Annotated in this window: 18 protein-coding genes; 9 read left to right on the top strand and 9 right to left on the bottom strand. The window is 55.8% G+C overall.

The features are described from left to right. The first annotated feature begins 51 nt into the window (after positions 1–51). Positions 52–1,041 (top strand): hypothetical protein, encoded by a 990-nt coding sequence (locus TH4_RS06630; RefSeq protein WP_064780383.1) that lies wholly within the window; start codon positions 52–54, stop codon positions 1,039–1,041. A 60-nt stretch (positions 1,042–1,101) separates the two neighbouring features. On the opposite strand, the gene def is transcribed toward TH4_RS06630, so the two are convergent. After that, entirely contained in the window at positions 1,102–1,620 is a 519-nt protein-coding gene (gene def, locus TH4_RS06625; RefSeq protein ID WP_064780382.1) for a peptide deformylase, read from the bottom strand. A 161-nt stretch (positions 1,621–1,781) separates the two neighbouring features. After that, entirely contained in the window at positions 1,782–3,293 is a 1,512-nt protein-coding gene (locus TH4_RS06620; RefSeq protein WP_064780381.1) for a DNA recombination protein RmuC, read from the bottom strand. A gap of 515 nt (positions 3,294–3,808) precedes the next feature. Between TH4_RS06620 and acs the strand changes: the two genes are divergently transcribed. The 6 genes from acs to TH4_RS06590 all read left to right on the top strand — a co-directional run bounded on the left by acs (position 3,809) and on the right by TH4_RS06590 (position 13,297). Beyond that, a complete protein-coding gene (gene acs, locus TH4_RS06615) occupies positions 3,809–5,752 on the top strand; it encodes an acetate--CoA ligase (RefSeq protein ID WP_064780380.1) in 1,944 nt (647 codons plus the stop codon). 216 nt (positions 5,753–5,968) lie between these two features. Next, positions 5,969–7,051, top strand: a complete 1,083-nt coding sequence (locus TH4_RS06610; protein WP_157097709.1) for a tartrate dehydrogenase — start codon at positions 5,969–5,971, stop codon at positions 7,049–7,051. 183 nt (positions 7,052–7,234) lie between these two features. Further along, positions 7,235–9,400, top strand: a complete 2,166-nt coding sequence (locus TH4_RS06605; protein ID WP_157097708.1) for a methyl-accepting chemotaxis protein — start codon at positions 7,235–7,237, stop codon at positions 9,398–9,400. 315 nt (positions 9,401–9,715) lie between these two features. Beyond that, entirely contained in the window at positions 9,716–11,206 is a 1,491-nt protein-coding gene (locus tag TH4_RS06600) for a SulP family inorganic anion transporter (RefSeq protein WP_064780378.1), read from the top strand. 25 nt (positions 11,207–11,231) lie between these two features. After that, complete coding sequence (locus TH4_RS06595; protein WP_064780377.1) at positions 11,232–12,086, top strand: universal stress protein; 855 nt, start codon at positions 11,232–11,234, stop codon at positions 12,084–12,086. Positions 12,087–12,289: 203 nt separating this feature from the next. Then, on the top strand, positions 12,290–13,297 hold the full coding sequence (locus TH4_RS06590) for an alpha/beta hydrolase family protein (protein ID WP_064780496.1): 1,008 nt from the start codon (positions 12,290–12,292) through the stop codon (positions 13,295–13,297). Here the strand turns inward: TH4_RS06590 and TH4_RS20855 are convergent. From TH4_RS20855 to TH4_RS06560, 6 genes are all read right to left on the bottom strand, one after another. Beyond that, entirely contained in the window at positions 13,257–14,405 is a 1,149-nt protein-coding gene (locus TH4_RS20855; protein WP_064780376.1) for a helix-turn-helix domain-containing protein, read from the bottom strand. The genes TH4_RS06590 and TH4_RS20855 overlap by 41 nt on opposite strands. A 139-nt stretch (positions 14,406–14,544) precedes the next feature. Continuing rightward, the gene (locus tag TH4_RS06580; RefSeq protein ID WP_064780375.1) at positions 14,545–15,141 is read right to left on the bottom strand and encodes a hypothetical protein; all 597 of its coding nucleotides are present in this window, start codon (positions 15,139–15,141) and stop codon (positions 14,545–14,547) included. Positions 15,142–15,289: 148 nt separating this feature from the next. Then, positions 15,290–16,261, bottom strand: coding sequence for an Hsp33 family molecular chaperone HslO (gene hslO / locus TH4_RS06575; RefSeq protein ID WP_064780374.1), 972 nt, complete (start codon positions 16,259–16,261; stop codon positions 15,290–15,292). A gap of 177 nt (positions 16,262–16,438) precedes the next feature. Further along, the gene (gene argF / locus TH4_RS06570; RefSeq protein ID WP_064780373.1) at positions 16,439–17,356 is read right to left on the bottom strand and encodes an ornithine carbamoyltransferase; all 918 of its coding nucleotides are present in this window, start codon (positions 17,354–17,356) and stop codon (positions 16,439–16,441) included. 33 nt (positions 17,357–17,389) lie between these two features. Beyond that, positions 17,390–18,547, bottom strand: a complete 1,158-nt coding sequence (locus tag TH4_RS06565; protein ID WP_008889024.1) for an aspartate aminotransferase family protein — start codon at positions 18,545–18,547, stop codon at positions 17,390–17,392. 231 nt (positions 18,548–18,778) lie between these two features. Next, positions 18,779–19,588, bottom strand: coding sequence for an ABC transporter permease (locus TH4_RS06560; protein WP_008889022.1), 810 nt, complete (start codon positions 19,586–19,588; stop codon positions 18,779–18,781). Positions 19,589–19,682: 94 nt separating this feature from the next. Between TH4_RS06560 and TH4_RS06555 the strand changes: the two genes are divergently transcribed. Continuing rightward, entirely contained in the window at positions 19,683–20,390 is a 708-nt protein-coding gene (locus tag TH4_RS06555) for a regulatory protein RecX (RefSeq protein ID WP_064780372.1), read from the top strand. Positions 20,391–20,448: 58 nt separating this feature from the next. Continuing rightward, complete coding sequence (gene arsC / locus TH4_RS06550; RefSeq protein WP_064780371.1) at positions 20,449–20,784, top strand: arsenate reductase (glutaredoxin); 336 nt, start codon at positions 20,449–20,451, stop codon at positions 20,782–20,784. Between the two features lie 427 nt (positions 20,785–21,211). Here arsC and TH4_RS06545 read toward each other — a convergent pair whose 3' ends face one another. Beyond that, positions 21,212–21,907: a DUF5343 domain-containing protein gene (locus TH4_RS06545; protein WP_064780370.1), complete on the bottom strand. Its 696-nt coding sequence runs from the start codon at positions 21,905–21,907 to the stop codon at positions 21,212–21,214. Positions 21,908–22,139: the final 232 nt, after the last annotated feature.

Genomic DNA, 22,139 nt, shown 5'->3' with positions numbered 1-22,139 from the left:
CCCATTCATCTTTTGACTCTTCTGGCGGCAATTTGGCGTTATCCTGCCCAAATGACAAGCCAAGCCTTACCTCAATCGCCGAAATACCCGGTCAGCCACATCTGGCATGCGGATTGGAGCCTATCGCCCAAAGGCCGCTGGGTCGCCAAGGCCAGCCGCAATGACAGTGGCTGGCAAATCCACGCCATCGAGCCGGTCGGGATGCTCCATCAGTTCCGCCAATCGCTCGCCAGCCATGGCAAGAAGGATGTGCTCTGGCTTGGCCTTGATATGCCGATCGGGTTTCTGGATACGTGGTATGATGGCGCGAATATCAAAGACTTCAAATCATTACTCGGATTGCTTGAAACCGATGAATGGCAGGAATTCTTTGATGTCTGCCAATCACCAGATCAAATCCGGCACACCCGGCCATTTTATCCACAAAGCTCCGGCATCAAGGGCAGCGTGAAACGCGACGATTTGATAAAGGCACTTGGCCTGACCGATTTCAACGCACTTCATCGCGCCTGCGAATTTCCAACCACCCAACGCAACGCCGCCTGCCCGGCCTTCTGGACACTGGGGGCGAATCAGGTCGGCAAAGGGATGCTGCACGGCCTCAAAAACCTGATCATCCCGGGCCATGCCGACGGCTTTCACATCTGGCCGTTCTCGGGTGACCTTGAAACCCGTACCAAAGCGCCCGGCGTCACCCTGATTGAAACCTATCCCGGCGAGATCTATGGCTGGCTTGATTACACAAGTGAGTTGACTAAATCAAATAAAGACAGTCGCAAGAAATACCTGCACCAACTACGCGATAACGCCAGCAAGAAGGGCATTGAAATCAGTCCTTCGGTCTGGGACGACATCAAGGATGGCTTTGGCCCGGACCACGGCAAGGACGATGCCTTTGACGCGCTGATCGGCGTAATGGGCTTGATCGAAATCGCCGAGGGTCGCCGCCCCGAACATCTGCCCCGCACGCCAAGCATTCTTAAGCGCGAGGGCTGGATCGTCGGGCTTGATCCGAACGACATCAAACCCCGCAAACTCTGAACCTGCGCAAACAAAAGGGCCGGAAAACCGGCCCCTCGCATGCGTTTCTGATCAGACGTCTCAGGCAGACTTTTTGGTTTTCTGCAGCTTCTGGACTTTCTTCAGGATCATGTTGCGCTTAAGCGCGCTGAGATAATCGGTGAACAAAACGCCGTCCAGGTGATCAATCTCGTGCTGGATGCAGGTTGCAAGCAACCCGTCCGCCTCGATCTCGTGGGTTTCGCCGTTTTCATCCATGTAACGCATGCCGACTTCGGCCGGGCGTTCGACATCGGCATATTGTTCCGGGATCGACAGGCACCCTTCCTGATAGATCGAGGTTTCCTCAGATTCCCAGATGATCTCCGGATTGATCAGTTTGAGCGGTTCCGGCTTGTCCTTGTCATCAGACACATCCATGACCACCACGCGCTTCATCACCCCGATCTGCGGCGCTGCAAGGCCAATGCCCGGGGCCGCATACATGGTTTCCAGCATGTCATCGAGAAGAGTCTTGATCTCATCATTCACTTCCTCGACCGGTTCGCATTCCTTTTTCAGGCGCGGGTCTGGAACGATAAGAATTTCACGCAGGGCCATGGGTCAGTAATCCGGTGTTCGAACTAATTGCAGTAAACCAGTATAGCGAATTTCGCGCTTCGAGATAAGGTTTCCCCACGCCCAAGTCAAGCAAACAGCCCGATTTCTCCGTGATGGCTGCCATGTCGCGCACAAGGGATCTCGGCCAAAACCGGTTTGACTTAATCCCCGGCGTCTGGCTTCGCAGCCTCTGGCCCGGCCAGCAATTCCGTCTTGGTGATTTCGCGCACATGGGTTTCCGACGGGGACGGTTCCTCGATCATGCGGTCATCAGAGACGATATGCTTTTCCTTGAGCTTGCGCGCCGACACCAGAACCGATCCTTCGAGTGACCCCAGCGTCTTGTTGTAATGCTTGACCGTACTTTCAAGCGATTTTCCCATCGATGAAAAATGCTTGGCAAGCGCGCCCAGACGATCATAAAGCTGCAAGCCAATTTCACTGATATCACGCGCGCTTTCGGCCAAAGCTTCCTGTCGCCAACCATATGACACGGCCTTAAGCAAGCCCAGCAAAGTCGTCGGTGTTGCCAGAATGACCCCGTCGCGGAAGCTGTCCTCGATCAAACGCGGGTCGCGTTCAAGGGCGGCCGAGAAGAAGCTTTCACCGGGCAGGAACAGCACGACAAATTCCGGGCTATCCACCGACTTCCAGTATGATTTTTTCGAAAGATCCGTGATCACCTTGCGCACATTGGTGACATAGGTCGCCATCAAGGCTTCGCGGCGATCGTCGTCATATTTCTCGTCAATCGCCTCAAGATAAGCCGATGTCGGGGCCTTGGCATCGACCACGATATTCTTGCCGCCCGGCAGGTGAATGACCATGTCGGGTTTCTGGATACCTTCGTCGGTGTTGAAATGCACCTGTTCGTCAAAGTCGCAATGCTTGAGCATCCCGGCCAGTTCGACAATCCGCTTGAGCTGCAATTCGCCCCACTTGCCCGACACCGATGAACTGGACCGCAGGGCCGAGCTCAGCGTCTGGGTTTCCTTGGACAATTTGTGTTGCGATTGCACCAGGGTCCCGACCTGTTCACGCAGCTCGCCATAGGCTTCCTTGCGGTTTTTTTCAAGTTCGTTAACCTTGGTATCAAAGGCTTCAAGCCGTTCCCGGATGGGCTTTACGATCCCGTCAATGGCCTGCTGGCGTTTTTCAAGATCGCCCTTGGCCCCTTCCTGCAGGCGTGAAAAGTTCTCACGCGCCAGTTTCATGAACTCGTCGTTATTGACCTTAAGCGCATCAGACGACAGGGCCTTGAAGCTATCAAGAAGCTTTGTCTTGGCATCTTCGAGCATCTCGAGCTTTTCCTTGGCCGCCTCGCGCTCTTTCTCAAGCGCGGTCTCAAGCTCGGACCCCTTTTCGCGCCAGTGATCAAGGGCGGTGCGAAGTTCCTTCATCTCGGCTTCAAGCACCGGCACCCGGTTGGCCGTGGTTTCGGCAATGGCCCGCTTTTCCGATGCCTCGGAAAGCTTTTCACGCATCTGTGCCACCTCGGTCGCAAGATCGCGCCGGGTATTGTCCGCATGTTCAAGCTGGGACGCCAGAAGGGCTGTGCGCGACTCCGTCTCGGCCTCTGCGGCATCCTTGATGCGCTTGACCATCATGATGCTAAAGACAAGTGCCAGAACAGATGCGCCAAGCGCCCCCGCTGCCAAAGAAATCGGATCCATTATCCCACCATTTGATTACGTGCTGGCTTCTTTGTATCTGTTTTGTTCCGTCAAATCCAGAACCGAACCAAGCTGGCCCCACATCCACGCACAGAAAAAATGTAATCGGCTTCACTGGCGAGCCTAAGAATTTCGGATATATTTCAATTGGATAAGGGAACAGAACCAAGGATCGGCACCCAAGGGCGGCCAATGACGACGACCACGCCGGCTGTTGCGGCAAACGTACACCAACCAACGCGCACCCGGCCAGGCCCGCCCCCGTCTTAAGTTGTATTCCCTCAATACTCTCTGCGCACTAGCATAGGGCGCAAGCGACAGGAGTAACTTTGCCGTGCCCGCCCCCTTTGAACGGGACCGATCACACACCGGACCGGGCAGCATGGCAAAGCAGGTTCTGAACCGCACCGAAATTACTGCATCGGACGGATGCCTTTTTCGAGCCCGTTGGAAAAGTCATCGAAAGCACCCCGGTGCCGACCTAGAGACCACAGGAAACGAACAAGAGGCCACATATGTCTGCGAACGTTTATCCCGTACCTGACGACATCGCGAAGGGCGCTTTGATCGACAAGGCAAAATACGACGCCATGTACAAGCAGTCGGTCGAAGACCCGGAAGGCTTCTGGGGCGAACACGGCAAACGCATTGACTGGATCAAACCCTATAAGACCGTCAAAAACGTCAGCTACGACGCCAAAGACCTCTATATCAAGTGGTATGAGGACGGGACGCTCAACGTCGCGGCCAACTGCCTTGACCGTCACCTTGAAAAGCGCGGCGATCAGACCGCCATCATTTTCGAGGGCGATGATCCCAACGTCTCCGAACACATCACCTATCGCGATCTTTATGAGCGCACGTGCCGTTTCGCCAATGCGCTGAAATCGATGGGCGTTGCCAAGGGTGATCGCGTTGTCATCTATCTGCCGATGATCCCCGAGGCCGCAGTTGCCATGCTGGCCTGCGCGCGTATCGGCGCAATCCATTCCATCGTGTTTGGCGGCTTCTCGCCCGAAGCGCTGGCTGGCCGCGTTGAAGATTGCGGTGCGAAGGTCGTCATCACGTCTGACGAAGGTCTGCGTGGTGGCCGCTCAGTCCCGCTGAAACGCAATGCGGACGAAGCCCTGTCGCACCCGGGCGTCAAATCGGTCGAGAAAATGGTCGTCGTCAAACATACCGGCAAGGACGTTGCCTGGAACGATGCGCGCGACGTTTGGTATCACGAAGTCTGTGCCGCCGCCTCCACCGACTGCCCGCCGACCGAAGTCAATGCCGAAGACCCGCTGTTTGTTCTGTATACCTCGGGCTCGACCGGCAAGCCGAAGGGTGTTCTGCACACCTCGGGCGGTTACCTTGTCTACGCATCCATGACCCATGAATATGTCTTCGACTATCACGAAGGCGACATTTACTGGTGTACGGCCGATGTCGGCTGGGTCACTGGCCACAGCTATATCGTTTACGGTCCGCTGGCCAACGGTGCCACGACCCTGATGTTTGAAGGTGTTCCGAGCTATCCGGACGCATCGCGCTTCTGGCAGGTTTGCGAAAAGCACAAGGTCAACATCTTCTATACCGCTCCGACCGCAATCCGTGCCCTGATGCGCGAAGGCGAAAGCTTTGTGAACAAGGCTGATCTGTCGTCGCTTCGCATCCTCGGCTCGGTGGGCGAGCCGATCAACCCGGAAGCCTGGGAATGGTATTACGAACATGTCGGCAAAAAGAATTGCCCGATTGTCGATACCTGGTGGCAGACCGAAACCGGCGGCATTCTGATTACGCCGCTGCCGGGTGCGACCGACCTGAAACCGGGTTCGGCGACGCTTCCGTTCTTTGGTGTCCAGCCGGCCTTGCTTGATAACGAAGGCAAGGAACTGACTGGCGCAACCGATGGCAACCTTGTCATCAAGGACAGCTGGCCGGGTCAGATGCGTACGGTCTATGGTGACCATGAACGCTTCATCCAGACCTATTTCAGCACGTTCAAAAACGTCTACACCACCGGTGACGGCGCACGTCGTGACGATGATGGCTATTACTGGATCACCGGCCGTGTCGATGACGTGATCAACGTATCGGGTCACCGTATGGGCACCGCCGAAGTCGAAAGCGCACTGGTTGCGCATTCCAAGGTGGCCGAGGCCGCCGTGGTCGGCGTTCCGCACGACATCAAGGGTCAGGGCATCTATGCCTATGTGACGCTGAATGCCGGCGAAGAACCAACCGACGAGCTGCGCGCCGAACTGGTCAAATGGGTCCGCAAGGAAATCGGCCCGATCGCAAGCCCCGACTTCATCCAGTGGTCGCCGGGTCTGCCGAAAACCCGTTCGGGCAAAATCATGCGCCGTATCCTGCGCAAGATTGCGGCGAACGAATATGATCAGCTTGGCGATACCTCGACCCTTGCTGATCCGGGTGTTGTCGATGACCTGATCGATAACCGCCAGAATCGTTAAGTCCTGAACCGCTAAGGCCAAAACTCCGGCGACCCATCGTCGCCAGATACCCTTACACGGAAAGGCCCCTGCCAATGGTGGGGGCCTTTCTTGTATGCGGGCTGCAATCAGGACTGTAATCCGGATCGCTTCCGGGGCTCGACGAAACGTCCTATCAACGCAATAATCCCCAAACTGAAAAGCCACCAAAAACACATATCAGCGGAGAACAGCACCGTGACACGCCCCACCCACAAAATCGCAGTCATCGCCGGCGACGGCATCGGAACCGAAGTCATGCCCGAAGGCATCCGCGTGCTTAAGGCGGCGGCCGAAGTATTTGACCTCGATCTGGTGTTTAACGAGTTCGAATTCGGCTCGTGCGACTACTATCAAAAGCACGGCCAAATGATGCCCGATGATTGGCGCGCACAGATCGAACCCCATGATGCGATTTTCTTTGGCGCGGTCGGCTGGCCCGATACGGTACCGGACCATATTTCGCTGTGGGGCTCGCTGATCATGTTCCGGCGCGACTTTGACCAGTATGTCAATTTGCGTCCGGCCAAACTGATGCCCGGCGTGCCATCGCCGCTCGCAGGTCGCAAACCCGGTGACATTGATTTCTATGTCGTGCGCGAGAATACCGAAGGTGAATATTCCTCGGTCGGCGGCAAGATGTATCCCGGCACGGACCGCGAAATCGTCATTCAGGAAACCGTCATGTCGCGCACCGGCATTGATCGCATCCTGAAATACGCGTTTGAGCTGGCCCAGAAACGCCCGCGCAAACACGTGACATCCGCCACCAAGTCCAACGGCATTTCAATCACCATGCCATATTGGGATGAACGCGTGATCGAAATGGCGAAAAACTATCCCGACGTCACCTGGGACAAATACCATATCGACATTCTGACCGCCCAGTTCGTGATGAACCCGGACCGCTTTGACGTGGTCGTGGCATCGAACCTGTTTGGCGATATCCTGTCTGACCTTGGCCCGGCCTGCACGGGCACGATTGGCATCGCGCCATCGGGCAACATCAACCCGGAACGCAAATTCCCCTCCCTGTTCGAACCGGTCCATGGTTCGGCCCCGGACATTGCCGGCAAGGGCATCGCCAACCCCATCGGGCAAATCTGGTCAGGGGCGATGATGCTCGATCACCTCGGTCATACCGATGCCAATGACGCCATCATGCGCGCCATTGAGGCCGTCCTGCTCGATGAAAACCTGCGCACCGCCGACCTTGGCGGCAAGGCCAATACCGTCACCTGCGGCGAGGCAATCGCCAAGGCGCTGCGCGACAGCGCCTGAGGCGAAAACAGCCGAACTGCTTGAAAACATGGCCTGATCCCTGCTTGCCGGGGATCAGGCTTTTCTCGTTTGGCACCACGTGCGAGCTCACACCCTAGACACAAGCATGTGAATTCGCCGGATCGGATTTTTGCTTTACTGAGTAATTGAACACTCATTCCAGAAATCGGTCAGGAGGGTCTGGTGTCATTCCTTGCCTCTATGTCTTTGCGTCGCGTCATCCCGACGACAATCGCCATTTTGGCAATCGTCGCCGCTGCCACCACGGCCCTTTCAAGTTATCTGATTGCGCGCGATGCGCTGAATATGGGGGCCACCGAAAAGCTCTCCGCCGTTGTGAGTGCGCGGCAAAGCGAACTGGATGGCTATTTCCGATCCATCGAACAGGATCTGGTGTTGCAGGCATCCAGTCCGGCGCTGCGCCAATCGATCACTATTTTTGATTTTGCGTGGTCCGATCTGGGCAGCAGTGCAATGGCAACTTTGCACGATCTCTACATCAAGCAAAATCCACATAACGCCTCTGAACGAGACATGCTCGACAAGGCGGCGGATGGCTCTACCTATTCTGACATCCACAAACAGTATCACCCGTGGCTTCGCCAACTGCGGCGCGAACGTTCCTATGGCGATATCTATCTGATCGCAACACAGGGCAGTGTCCTTTACAGCGTCTCGAAAACTGACGATTTCTCAATCGACCTTAGTCAGGATGCCTATGCATCGACCGGTTTGGGGCGGGCCTTTGCCGCTGCCAGCAATGCAGAGCCGGGAACCGTCAGTTTCATTGATTTCAGCCAATATACCCTTGCCGATGGTCAGCCTTCTGCCTTTATGGCAGCCCCCGTCTATGACGAAGCGGGCAGCAACCTGATCGGCGTTATGGCCGTTCGCATTCCGGTAGACCGCATCAACAATACATTGCAGGGCGCTCAAGGCCTTGGGGAAACGGGCGATACGTATCTTGTCGGTGCAGATGGGTTGATGCGCAACGACACCCGCCTGATGAAAGAACCAACCAGCCTTCGGCGCGAAATCCGCGCAGCGCCGGTTGACCGCGCCCTTGCTGGTGAAACAGGTACCATGACGGTTGATGATTTCGGCGGGACAGAGGTGGTCTCGGCATATACCCCGCTGGAAATCCTCGGCTCCCGGCTGGCACTTGTTGCAACAGTTTCCGCCGATGAAGTGTTCGCACCGACGATCAACATGCGTAATGCTTCCTTGCTGATCCTTGTCATCGTTGCGGCCATTGCCACCATTGTCGGATGGTCTTTGGGTCGGGGCATCACGCGCCCGCTGACCCATGCAGTTAGCATGATGGAACAGCTCGCCGCGGGGAAACTCGACGCCGAAATCCCCCCGACCAAAGGCAACAATGCCATTGCGCGCATCATGCAGGCCTTGGCCAATTTCAAACAAAGCTTGCTGGAAAATGATCGCCTGACCCGTCAGCGCGAAGAGGAAAACCGCGAAAAACTTGAACGTGCCACCGCCGTTGCAAATGCGGTCGATACTTTCCGCACCCGTGCGGACAATGTCGTGCAGGCGCTGTGCCATGCATCGGAATCGATGGGCAATACGGCCAATGTCATGTCCGGTGCAGTTTCTGACACCACCCAGCTTGCAAGCGGTGTGGTCACCATTGTCGAACGTGCTTCTGACAACATCAATTCCGTCGCCAGTGCCGCGACTCAACTGTCATCCTCGGTCGCGGAAATAGGCGATCATGTCCGCACCTCAAGCACCATCGCCCAAGGTGCCGTCACCCGGACAGAACACAGCAACCGTCTGGTCCAAAGCCTGTCAGAAAGTACCGTCAAAATCGGCGAAGTCATCACGCTGATCAGTGATATCGCATCCCAGACCAACCTTCTGGCCCTCAATGCGACGATCGAGGCCGCCCGGGCGGGTGAAGCTGGCAAAGGCTTTGCCGTGGTCGCCAACGAAGTCAAAAACCTTGCCGCCCAAACCAGTCGCGCAACTGGCGAAATCAGCGAACAGATCCTGGCCATTCAGGAAGCAACCCAGGAATCCGTCACCGCCATGCGCGACATTTCCGAGGTGATTGATGAAATCAACTCGATCTCGAACACGGTGGCCCAGGCTGTCACCCAGCAGGGTGAAGCCACCAGCAACATCGCGCTTCGCGCCCGCGACACCGCACAGGGCACACGCGAAGTGCTTGACAGCATCAATGGTGTTCAAACTGCTGCCTGCAAAAGTGAAAACGCAACCCGGGATGTAACCAATGCAGCAGATGAACTTTCCGTTCAGGCGGCAAATCTGCGCAGCGAGATCGACCTGTTCCTCGCAGCCATCCAGATCGACGAGCGCGCCACCGGCTAGCAACATCGGCAAAAGTTTTGTGGCCTCCGCCAAACTGCGCCTGCCGGGACTTCAGTGCCCGGCAGTTTTTTTTGGGCGACCGGCGCTTGCCAAAATGCCTTGGCAAATCCGTGTCACGGTTGTGCAAAATCTTAAATTGGTATAGGTACAGCCTGCTGCGACGCAGCAACGAACGGGATGGTCTTGGGGAGACCTGTCGCTGAATTTCCGGCTGACGGATCATGAAGACCGCCTGATGACATTCCAGCCCGCGGGACAATCAATCGTCAGATCTGGCGATTGCGCGGTCGGGCTTGACCGAGACGGAGATTTTCTGTGAATAGCGATTTTCTGCCGCGTTTGCGGGCTGAATGGCTTGGCAACATTCGCGCCGATGTGCTTTCGGGCCTTGTGGTTGCGCTGGCCCTGATCCCTGAGGCGATTGCCTTTTCCATCATTGCCGGTGTTGACCCGAAGGTCGGGCTTTATGCCTCCTTCTCGATTGCCGTCATCACCGCCATCTTTGGCGGCCGTCCGGGCATGATTTCGGCGGCCACCGCCGCCACCGCCGTTCTGATGGGATCGCTTGTCCGTGAACACGGGCTGGATTACCTGCTGGCCGCGACCGTTCTGGCCGGTGTCATTCAGATGCTGGCAGGTGCGCTTCGTCTGGGGTCGCTGATGCGCTTTGTTTCCAAGTCGGTCATGACCGGCTTTGTCAACGCACTCGCCATCCTGATCTTCATGGCCCAGCTGCCGGAACTGACCAATGTCAGCCCCATGACCTATGTGATGGTCGCGGGCGGCCTTGCCATCATCTATCTGTTCCCGCGCATTACCAAGGTCATCCCGTCACCGCTGATTTGCATCATCGTTCTGACCGGCTTGTCATTCTTTATCGATGCCGATCTGCGCACCGTGGGCGATATGGGCGCGCTTCCCGATGCCTTCCCGGCGATCTATTTCCCGGATGTGCCGCTGAACCTTGATACCTTCCTGATCATCCTGCCCTATTCGGCGGCGGTCGCGGCGGTCGGTCTTCTGGAAAGTCTGATGACGGCCCAGATCGTTGATGATCTGACCGACACAACATCCAACCGCACACGCGAATGCTATGGTCAGGGGATCGCCAACTTCTTTACCGGCTTTATCGGCGGCATGGCGGGTTGCGCGATGATCGGCCAGTCGGTGATCAACGTCAAATCGGGTGGCCGTTGCCGCCTCTCGACCTTCCTTGCCGGGATTTTCCTTTTGATCCTGATTGTGGTTCTGGGCGATCTGGTCGCAATCATTCCGATGGCGGCCCTTGTCGCGATCATGATCATGGTGTCGATCGGGACATTCAGCTGGTCCTCGATCAAGGACCTCAAGGATCATCCGAGAAGCTCGTCGATCGTGATGCTGGCAACCGTGATCACGGTGGTGGGGTCTCACAACCTTGCCATCGGTGTTCTGGTCGGTGTGTTGCTTTCGGGTATTTTCTTTGCCTGGAAGATCGCGCAGATTTTCCGTGTTACCAGCACGCTTTCGCCTGACAGCACGCACCGTACCTACGAAGTGCGCGGCCAGATCTTCTTTGCCTCGGTCGAAGACTTCACCAAGGCATTTGATTTCCGCGAAGCCCTCGACAAGGTCACGATTGATGTCAGCCACGCGCATATCTGGGACATTTCAAGTGTTGCAGCCCTTGATATGGTCGTGCTCAAATTCCGCCGTGAAGGGGCCGAGGTCGAGTTGATCGGTCTCAATGAAGCCAGCGAGACAATCGTCGATAAACTGGCCATCCACGATAAGCCCGGCGCGCTTGAACGCCTGATGGGCCACTAGGGAAACTGGGAAAGGAAGACGATCCATGACACATCTGATCGCACTGATCGATGGATCAGGCTATTCGCAAAGTGTATGCGACCTGACCCGCTGGGTGGCAGAACGCACCGACGCATCGGTCGAACTGATGCACGTGCTGGGCCGGCGCAATACCGATTCCGAACCGGCAGACCTGAGTGGCAGCCTCAAACTCGGTGCCCGTTCAGCGCTGCTGAAAGAGCTGGCCGATCTGGACGAGCAGAAAAACAAGCTCGAACTCAAGCGCGGTCGCTTGCTGCTTGAAGAAGCCAAAACCGGGCTTGAGGAAAAGGGTGTCGCCACCGTCACCACCAAGCTGCGCCATGGCGATCTGATCGAAACCATTGCCGAGTTCGAAGGGGATGCAGATCTGATCCTGGTTGGCAAACGCGGCGAGGCCGCCGATTTTGCCAAGCTGCATCTGGGCTCCAACCTTGAACGGGTTGTGCGTTCGGCCAAAAAGCCGGTGCTTGTCGCATCACGTGCGTTCAAGCCGATCAACAAATTCCTGATCGCATTTGATGGCGGCGAAAGTGCGATGAAGGCCGTGCGCCATATCGCATCGGGCAAACTGTTTACCGGTCTGCCCTGCACGTTGCTTTCGGTTGGCAAACCCAATGACACCTTGCAGGAAAAGCTTGATGACGCGGCAACCATCCTGCGCAAGGCGGGGTACGAGGTCGATGCAGGCTTTGCTTCGGGCGAACCCGAAGACGTGATCAAGGACAAGATCGAAGCGGAAAATATCGATCTTCTGGTCATGGGCGCCTATGGCCATTCGCGCATCCGCAACCTGATCATCGGCAGCACCACCACCGAAATGGTCCGCTCCTGTCATGTGCCGGTGATGATGTTCCGCTAAAACACGTCTTGATCCGCGACCAAAGACCAAGCCCCGGCCAACCGACCGGGGCTTTTTTTTATGCCTGAAAGGTCCTTGATCGCGATCAAGGACGCCAACAGCCCGCCGACCGGTAAAACTCATCGCATCATTTCATTTGGTTTGAAGGATCAAGAATCTTGCGTTTTACCGTCACCACGTTGGCCATCTTGGCGGCTTTTGTCATGTCCACCCCATCCCATGGCGCGCCCAATGCCGTGGGTTTTACGGAAACCACCATCGCGGCAAGTGATGGGAACCGCGCATTGGTTGGTGCAATCTGGTATCCGACCAGCGACACAAACCCAGCCGTACCTGTCGGCGAAAATCCGGTCTTTTTCGGTCAGATGGTGCAGCCTGATGCCAAAATTCAGGACGGACGCCATCCATTGGTCGTGATGTCGCACGGGTTTGGCGGCAACTGGCGCAATCAGGCATGGCTGGCCACGGCACTTGCCCGGGCGGGCTATGTGGTGGCCGCGATCAATCACCCCGGCACCACCAGCCGCGATGTCACCGCCGAAGTCGGATCCGCGTTATGGCTTCGCCCGCGCGATATCAGCCACGTGATCACATCGCTGACCGATAATCACACATGGACGCCCCACATTGATCCAAACAACATCACGGTGATTGGTCATTCACTGGGCGGATGGACGGTGCTGGAGCTCGCCGGGGCGCGAATGGACATGGAGCGGATGGACATGGAATGCAAACAGCATCCTAAATTCGCCGCCTGTGATGGCCTCGCGACACTTGAGGTTGGCCGCACAGTGGCAGACCGCGCAAAGCTGGGCGCCAACCTTAAAGACCAACGTATCCGTGGCGCCATCTCGCTTGATCTTGGCCTTGCCCGTGGCTTTACCCCCGAAAGCCTGGCGGCCATCGACATCCCGGTTCTGGTCATTGCCGCCGGTGCGCCCAATCCTAAAATCCCCAAGGACCTTGAATCGGGCTACCTCATCGAACACCTGCCGACCGATTTAACCCGTTACCATGCCCTGCCCGGTGCGGCGCATTTCAGCTTCCTGCCGGAATGCAAACCAAATGCCGCGATCCTGCTTGAACAGGATGTCCAGGGTGATGGCATCATCTGTCTGGATGGCGATGACGCAACGGATCGATCAGACCTGCATCAACAGACCATCACGCTTATTCTCGACTTTTTGCGTTCTCTGAAAACAGCTTCCTGATCGGACCGAACGGTTGATCGGGGGCCGGTTGATCGGTGGCCAGTTGATCAGGATTTGGGTCCGCGTCGCGATAAGCCCGCGGCCCCATCCCGGTCACCCGGCCAAATTCACGGTTAAAGTTCGATTTGGTCTGAAACCCGCAGTCAAACATGATTTCAGTCACCGGCTTATCAGTCGTTCGCAGCAGCATCTGCGCCTCTGCCACGCGGTATTCATTGACGACCTGTGACACATTGCGCCCGAACCGGCGGTTAATCGCCCCGGAAATCTGCCGTGCCGGGATCACCACACGGCGCGCCAATCGATCCAGTGTCAGATCAGGACCGCGATACAGATGCTGCGCGTGCATGACCTCATCGATTGCGGCAAGGATGGCATCATCCTCGGCGATATCGTTGTTGTCTTGCGAGCTGTCTTTGTACTGCGAAAGTACGGGTTCGGTCACGCTGTCGGTCAGCTGCGTGGTCTGCGGACTAAGACGCTCCAACCGGACCATCAGCAACGCCAGCACCACCAGAACGACCAATTGAGCAGAGCCGACGATTGTTGCGACGTTTGTGCCCTGCGTGATGCTGAAATCAAGGGCGATCAACCCGTCAACGAGCCCTGAGAAAATCAGCGCCCCGCCAACCACGGCAACAATGCCCCGAACCGATCCGACATCACCCAGCCGTGCCTGCGCAAAACGGTCTTCGCCGCGGCTGGCCAAAACCATCAGCGCAATACCATATCCGGCGAATTGCAGTGCAATCAGGAAATCAACCTGGATATGCCATTGCCGCCAGGTCAGACTTGCGATGAAAATCGCCAGAACCGGGATAACATGCAGCCACCGCCATCTGGTTTGCGACCGATCCTTTGAACCGAGTGCGGCAAAGCACATCCAGGCGATGGGTGGCAGCATCGCGGCAAACAAGGGTCGTAAGAAACGGAAAATCAGCAGATCAAATTGCCAGCGCAGCCCGACCATGATCACCAGTGCCAGACTGGCGGCAACGAAGATCCGCATGCTCCGCCCGACCGGACCGGCTGGCCCGCGCAGGATCAGGCGCACCAGCAAAATCGCCAGCAACAAGGCAACAACAAAGGGCAACGGGATTTCAAACATAAGGCTTGGCACAATCTGGCAATTGGCAATCGTAACCTGATGTTTGTCCCGCGTGTCGCAGGGACGCGCAACAAAAAAGACCGCGATGACAGATCACCGCGGCCTTTGGACTTTGTTTAAATCCCTTACAGGAAGTCGATCACCGCAACAGGAAACGGCCCAGATTGTTATTGATCTGGCGTTCCATTTCGCGATCAAGATCCATCAAAAGGGCAGTGGTTGCGTCATAGACCGCCTGTTCGCGTTCGGCGACCGACATAGATTCCGAAAGCGTACGCGACCGTTCCGCCATTGCCGTTACCTCGCCCTTCTGCATGCCATTGGGGTCCAGCAGCTCAAGCTTGGCTGCGACCTTAAGGTCAATCTTGTCGGACTGATCGTCGGTAAAGACCCCCTTGATACCCTTGGTGGTTTTAAGCGCGTTCGAGGTCACCGAGGCCTCGGTCACGCTATAACGCAGCATGTCGCTGGTACCCGCGGTCTGTATGCGGTCATCGGGCCAGTTCATCGCCATGCGGCCCAGATTGAACGGCAGGGACGACTGGATCGATCCATCCTCATTGTCCGACCAGGCCGCAACTTTTTCAATCGGACCGGCGGCAAAGACAATCGGATCAAGATGGCGCCATGTCACATCGGGATAGGTCGCAACCGGGCCGCTTGTGCAAGCCGCCATCAGCGCAAGTGCAGCCCCGGCAACAACGGCGCGCAGGCCCTTGATGGACATAACCGTCATGTCTTCGATCTCCTTTGATCAATCACACAGATAAAAAAACAACGCCACCATGGCGCGTCAGGACGATGATCCTGTCATGGTGACGTTGCTTTAGGATTAAGGCAAGGCTGTGACGAACAATTAAGCCCCGAAGCCCCTGAAGCCCTTACTAGATTTTCGGCGACGCCGCTTCGGCATCATCCGCCTTGAGCTGACGCAGCTCCGCCTCGTTAAAGCCATAACGCGTGTTACAGAACTGGCAGGAAACGCCGACCTCGCCGGTATCGGCTTCGCGCATCGACAAAAGCTCATCAAGCGGATAGGTCACAAGCGCGCCTTCGATCTTCTCGCGCGAGCAACGGCATTTGAACTGAAGCTGGGTCTGTTCAAACACGCGCGGTTCCTCGTCATGGAACAGGCGCCAGATCAGGTCATGGGCAGAAAGCGAAATATCAACCAGCTCGTTCTCGGTCGCACTCGCCATCAGGATGGTTGATCTGTTCCAGTCTTCAGATACCTTTTCGGCCTCTTCCGGGGTGCTCGCATCGCCCGATGCGCTGACCGGCATTTTTTGCAGGAACAACCCGCCAACCCACCAGTCATCCGCCGTCTCGCCGCGATGCACTTCAAGCTTGAACGACGTTTCAAGCTGCTCGGACTGGCGGAAATAGGCCTCTGCACATTGCGCCAGCGTCTCGCCTTCAAGCGATACAATCCCCTGATAGCGTTCATGCTCGTCGCCCTGATCGACCGTAAAGGCAATATGCCCCCGCCCCATCAGTTTCAGGACCTGACCGCGCAGGGCATCCTCGCCGCCTTCTTCGGCTGCGATCATGGCGTTGAGGCGTTCTTCATCGACCCGAAGGCAGGCGCGCACATTGCCATCACTATCGACATCAACCACCAGCATGCTGATCGGCCCATCCGAGCTGGTCTGAAGGGTAAACAGGCCTTCATATTTCAGCGACGAGGACAGCAGCACGGCAAGGCCGATGATCTCGGAAAGCAGATGGTTGGCAAGCGCAGGATAAGTGTGCTGCCCGATGATGGTCTGCACCGTCGGGCCCAGGCGCGTGAAGCGGCCACGGATGTTGGAATGATCCAGCGTGAAGGGCTGGCAAAAATCGACAGCAATCTGCATTTTCAGCTTCCGCGTTTTTACGTGTTGCAGGGCGTATAACAACTGCACCCCCGCATTGTCGAGGTGCCAGAGTAAAGACCCTGGACGAAAACACCTGACAGCATAGCAAAGGGCGGCCAATGCCGCCCTTCAAATTCGATATGGCTTATTTAGGGGCCATAACCCGGATGGCAAGCCTTACGACGGCAAACCATTCAGGCAATAAAGCAAAACACCCTTTTGCGCATGCAGGCGGTTTTCCGCCTCGTCAAACACAACCGACTGTGGCCCGTCAATCACCGCGTCGGTGACTTCTTCGTTCCGATGGGCTGGCAGACAATGCAGGAAGATCGCATCATCCTTGGCCTGTGCCATGGTGGCCTCATTAATCTGATAGGGCGAAAGGGCCTCCATACGGGCGTCGTAATCTTCATCGCCCATCGAGACCCAGCAATCGGTCACCACAACATCGGCACCGGCGAGCGCACTGTCCATATCGGTCAGACGCACTTTGCCGCCTTCGGCATTGGCGGTTTCAATCAGACCCTGATTAGGGCGATAGCCCGCCGGACACGCCATATCGAGTGCAAAGCCGAATTTCGGCGATGCATGAATGAACGATGCCGAGACGTTATTACCATCGCCAACCCAGGCAAACTTGAGGCCTTCAAGCTTGCCCTTGTGTTCCTTGACCGTCATCAGATCGGCCATGATCTGGCACGGGTGGCTTTGATCGGTAAGCCCGTTGATCACCGGCACGGTGGCATATTGCGCCAGCTCATGCAGTTTGGATTCATCGGTCGTTCGGATCATGATCGCATCAACAAAGCGCGACAAAACGCGTGCGGTATCGGCAATGGTTTCCCCACGGCCAAGCTGGCTGCTATCGGCATCAAGCGTCACCACATCACCGCCAAGCTGGCGCATGCCAACTTCGAACGACACGCGCGTACGGGTCGACGGCTTTTCAAAAATCAAAGCCAAGGTCTTGCCCGCAAGCGGCTTTACCCCGAACGGGGCCTTCCCGGCCTTCTCGGAGTCGCCAAGGGCCAGAATATCCTTAAGCTCGCTTGCCGACATTTTGTCGAGATCGAGAAAATGGCGAATATCAGTCATAGTCAAATTTCCTTCCGCGCCCTTATTTGCGCATTATTTACCAAGGGCGGCAGCGGCTGCGTCAATGGCAACCAGCGCTTCGTCAACATGGGTTTTGGTGATGTTAAGCGGCGGAATGATACGCACCACATTGTCGCCTGCCGGCACGGTCAAAAGATTGAACTCGCGCAGTTTGGCAACAACATCAACATTGGCCGGTTTGGTTTTCATCCCCAACAGCAGGCCCATGCCACGCACTTCTTCGATAAAGCCCGGATGCTTGCGTGCAATCACCTCAAGGCCATCAACAATCAGGCGGCTCATTTCCAGAACATGGTCCATGAAACCGGGTTTCAGGACCTCATCCAGCACCGCATTGGCCGCCGCCGTTGCAAGCTGGTTACCGCCAAAGGTCGTGCCATGCATTCCGGGCGTAAAGGCAGCGGCTGCCTTTTCATTGGCAAGCAACGCCCCGATCGGGAAGCCACCGCCAAGTCCCTTGGCCGAGGAAATGATATCAGGCTCCATGTCCGACCATTGATAGGCAAACAGCTTGCCGGTTCGGCCAATACCGGTCTGAACTTCGTCAAACATCACCAGCATGCCGAATTCATCGGCTGCCTTGCGCACACCCTCAAGATACCCTTCCGGCGCACGGCAAATGCCGCCTTCGCCCTGGATCGGCTCAAGGATGATACCGCCGGTATTGGGCGTAATCGCGTTGCGAAGTTCGTTCAGGTTGCCAAACGCCACCCGGTCAAAGCCATCGGGCATCGGCCCGAAACCTTCGCGGTATTTTTCGCTATAACCTGCGGTCAGGGTGCCAAGGGTCCTTCCATGAAACGCATTGGTCGCAACCAGAATGCGGTTCTTTTCCGGATGGCCCGACACATACTGATACCGACGCAGCATCTTGATGCCCGCTTCATTGGCCTCGGCACCCGAATTACAGAAAAACACCGTATCGGCAAAGCTGTTCTCAATCAGCCGCTTGGCCAGTTTTTCCTGCCCCGGCATCTGATACAGGTTCGAGGTATGCCAAAGCTTGCCAACCTGCTCGGTCAGTTTCGCCACCAGATGCGGGTGCGAATGACCGAGCGTATTGACCGCGATCCCCGACCCGAAATCAAGGAATCGTCGGCCGTCCTGCGCATAGAGATAAGGTCCTTCACCTTTCTCAAAGGCCAAATTGGCCCGCGCGTAGGTCGGCATGACGGGAGTAATCACTTTCTTATTCCTCAATTCGGGTAAAATTCACATTCCTGACCGATTGGTCAAGCTCCAGCGGACTGCTGAGAAGCCGAGGAGTATCAAGAGATTCACCGACCCTGTCAACGCCGCAAAAGCACGTACGGGGGTCTTTTGAAAAAGGTCATCAAAATGAAAAAGGACGGCATCCGCATCAGAATACCGTCCTTTGTGATTTGGCAATCTGATCGGCGCTTAGGCCTTAAGCTTGTAGCCGGTTTTGATCATGCGATAGCACAGCAGCCAAAGGGCCGCATTGACCAGGGCAAGAACCACCACACCGGTCATGATCGTGCCATCGGAAATCCCGGTAAAGCCATAACGGAACCCGTCAATCATGTAGAAGAACGGGTTGAAATGCACCAGAACCTGACCGGCTTCGGGCAGGCTTTCCGCACTGTAAAACGTGCCCGACAGGAACGATAACGGGGTCACGACAAAGTTGGTCACGACCGCGATATGGTCAAACTTCTCGGCCCAGACACCACCCGCAATCCCCAGAAGCGACAGCATCAAGGATGCCGAAATCCCGAAATACAGGATCGCCCAGATATTGTGGATCGCGACATCGACAAAGAACGACATGAAGATCGCGGTGACCAGACCAACGATCATCCCGCGCGTCACCGCGCCAAAGGCAAAACCGGCAACCATTTCGCCAGCCGACAGCGGCGGCATCAAAACATCGACGATATTGCCCTGTACCTTGGCAATCGTGATCGAGCTTGAAGAATTGGCAAAGGCGTTTTGCACCATGGTCATCATGATCAGACCAGGGGCCAGGAAGGTGGCAAACGGGATGCCATTGACCATTTCAACCGCACGGCCAAGGGCCAGCAGGAAAACAGCAAGAAACAGCAGGCTGGTAACAACCGGCGCACCGATGGTTTGCAAATGCACATTCAGGAACCGACGGACTTCTTTGGCATAAAGGGTCCAAAGTCCAAGCCAGTTCACAGCCCCCATATAGCGCGGGGCAAGAGCACGTTGCTCTGACTCGTTCATGGAATTTCCTTCGGAAAAATGCAGACAATTGCGCGTAAAATAGGGAGAGTGGGGGCATACTTGCAAGGGTGTGAATTCATTCATAGTGTCAGTCATGCACGACAAACATCGCCAAAGCCCGGAAACCAGCGACTCTGCGCGCGAAAAAAAGCCCGCCGGAAATGCGCGTTTTTCCAACCAGTCCGGCAAAAAGTCGAAAACCCGCTCGCATGAACCCAAACGCCCGCGCAAGGTCACCCGCGACTATCTGATGAATTATGCCACCTGGTATCTCGAACGCTTCGCCGCCTCACGCGCCCGGCTTGAAACATTGATGCGCGGTAAAATCCGCCTGTCGGTCGCCGAACACGGCACCGACCCGGACGAAGCCGTTGAGTGGATGAATTCGGTTTTGTCGGCCTGCGAAAAGGCTGGCTTCATTAACGACGATGCCTATGCCAAGGGACGCGCACGTTCCTTGCTGCGTCGGGGCAAGGCGCTTCGGGTGATTGCCGCCGATTTGTCATCGCGCGGCATTGCCAGTGATCAGGTCGATGCCGCACTGACCGAACTTCGGGCCGAGGCCGATGACGCCGCCTATGAAGAAGTGCGTGGCACCGACCCCAACATTGCCGCTGCCGCTGCCTATGCCCGTCGCCGTCGTCTTGGCCCGTGGCGCCGGCCCTATATCCGCGAAGAAAAACGCGAAAAGGATATGGCCGCCCTCGCCCGTCAGGGCTTTGGCTATGACACCGCCACCCGCATCATCAATAGCGAGATCGAAGAGCTCGAAGACCTGCTCTCGATGATCGACGGGATTTGATTGCATCCCCAAAGATCGCTATCAATGAACAAATCCATTTTGATACGGAGACCCAACCATGATGGTCCGCATCTACCACAATCCGCGCTGCTCGAAATCGCGCCAGACCCTGGCCCTGATCGAAGAACAGGGCATAACGCCCGACGTGATCGCCTATCTCGACACCCCGCCAACCCCGCAGGAACTTTCAGGCATCCTTGATATGCTCGGCATGAAACCCGAAGACATCCTGCGCAAGAAGGAAGCCCGCGAAGAAGGCATTGCCGATCTGCGTGGGGAGGAGCTGATCGAGGCCCTCTGTGCCCATCCGCGCGCCCTTGAACGCCCGATTGTGGTTAATGGCGACAAGGCCGTTCTCGGCCGTCCGCCGGAAAACGCGCTGGAAATTCTGTAACGCTGCGGTCTGGAATGACACCGACATTTGGCGGAAGGTGGGTCAACCCCACCTTCCAATACTTTTAGAAGTCAAACGTCAACTGGCGAGGCCAGCGACGCGTATGCGCGCAAACATACTCGCGATGTCCATATCGGATACGCTCGTAGGCTCGCACAAAAACACGACTTTCTTGCATCAACAAATTCCTTGTTGCCGGAATTGAATTGAAATCGGCAAGAAAAAGTGCATAATTAATCGGCACTTAAGGCATGCACTATGCTTGCCGAAGGCTTAATACGGCGTCCCACTTTGGGCTTCTGAACCAAAGTGGGTGCTAAAATTGAGCTTTTAAAACCAAAGGCATAACGGTCCTTGCCGACCTCCATGTGTTAGCGGTTTATGCGCCACGGAACGGCCGCCAAGCAGATTCCGTGGCGCAAATTCTTCAATTAAAAACACTACTCTTCGCTCGTTTGGCAGTTAAGTACTGAACCAACTTCCAAATTGCGTCTTTCACATCAGCGTCCAAGTCATCTTCTGTCATTAGATCAACTAACTGATGTTCCAATGGTTTTTCTGGGACAACAGGCTGGGCTGGCAACTCGCTGTCTGCTTTTGGATCGTTGCCATTGTTCTTTTTTCTCTGCTTGGAACTTTTCTTAGAAGACGACGAAGATGCTATCGGCTTCCGCGCCTTCAGTTGCGAAGACAAGGGTATCTCAGCAAAGTTGGCAGCGGATATGAAAAACGCGGCAGACTTGTCTATTGTCGAACCTTTTACGTCATAAACATCACGTAGATGATCATTGAACTGGCCGGCCGAGGCTGTCTCTAGATTGATCGACCCATCCCAAAGCGACGCATAACCAACTCTAAGAATATCCTTCAGTTTCTGCTTTCGCTCTTCATCGGTAGAAGTGACAAAATCAATGAATTTTAGAGAAGGGACTCCGTTTTCGTCGATCAGGTCTAAAGATTTCAGCGCAGAAATCGTGCTATAAATGACGCTACCAGAAGCCGCCCCAAAAACTGTCTTATCTATTCTGTTTGGCACCCCCTCTTCTCGCAACTTATTGGAAAAGTTTATAAAAGAAGAGAATGTCGCATACGGCACAGATTTAGAAGACTGAGATTCGACCATAAATCACCATCGTAATTTTATGTGTGGCTATGTCCTAAATAACAAATAGCCACACATAAATCAAACTGATTCGAAATATCCCGAAAGATCAATTTCGATTAACGGTGAGTGCCCGCCCAAGAATCAATTTTATTCCCACCCGGCACGGGCGTTTTGCGTAATTAATAAAAGTCGAACTTCCCGAAGCCTATTATGTCTTACGCAGAAAAACATGCATGTGCCTGTGGGGAGG

Source organism: Thalassospira tepidiphila MCCC 1A03514, from assembly GCF_001662875.1.
Classification (GTDB): Bacteria; Pseudomonadota; Alphaproteobacteria; order Rhodospirillales; family Thalassospiraceae; genus Thalassospira; species Thalassospira tepidiphila.
This window is presented reverse-complemented; position numbering and strand designations above follow the sequence as displayed.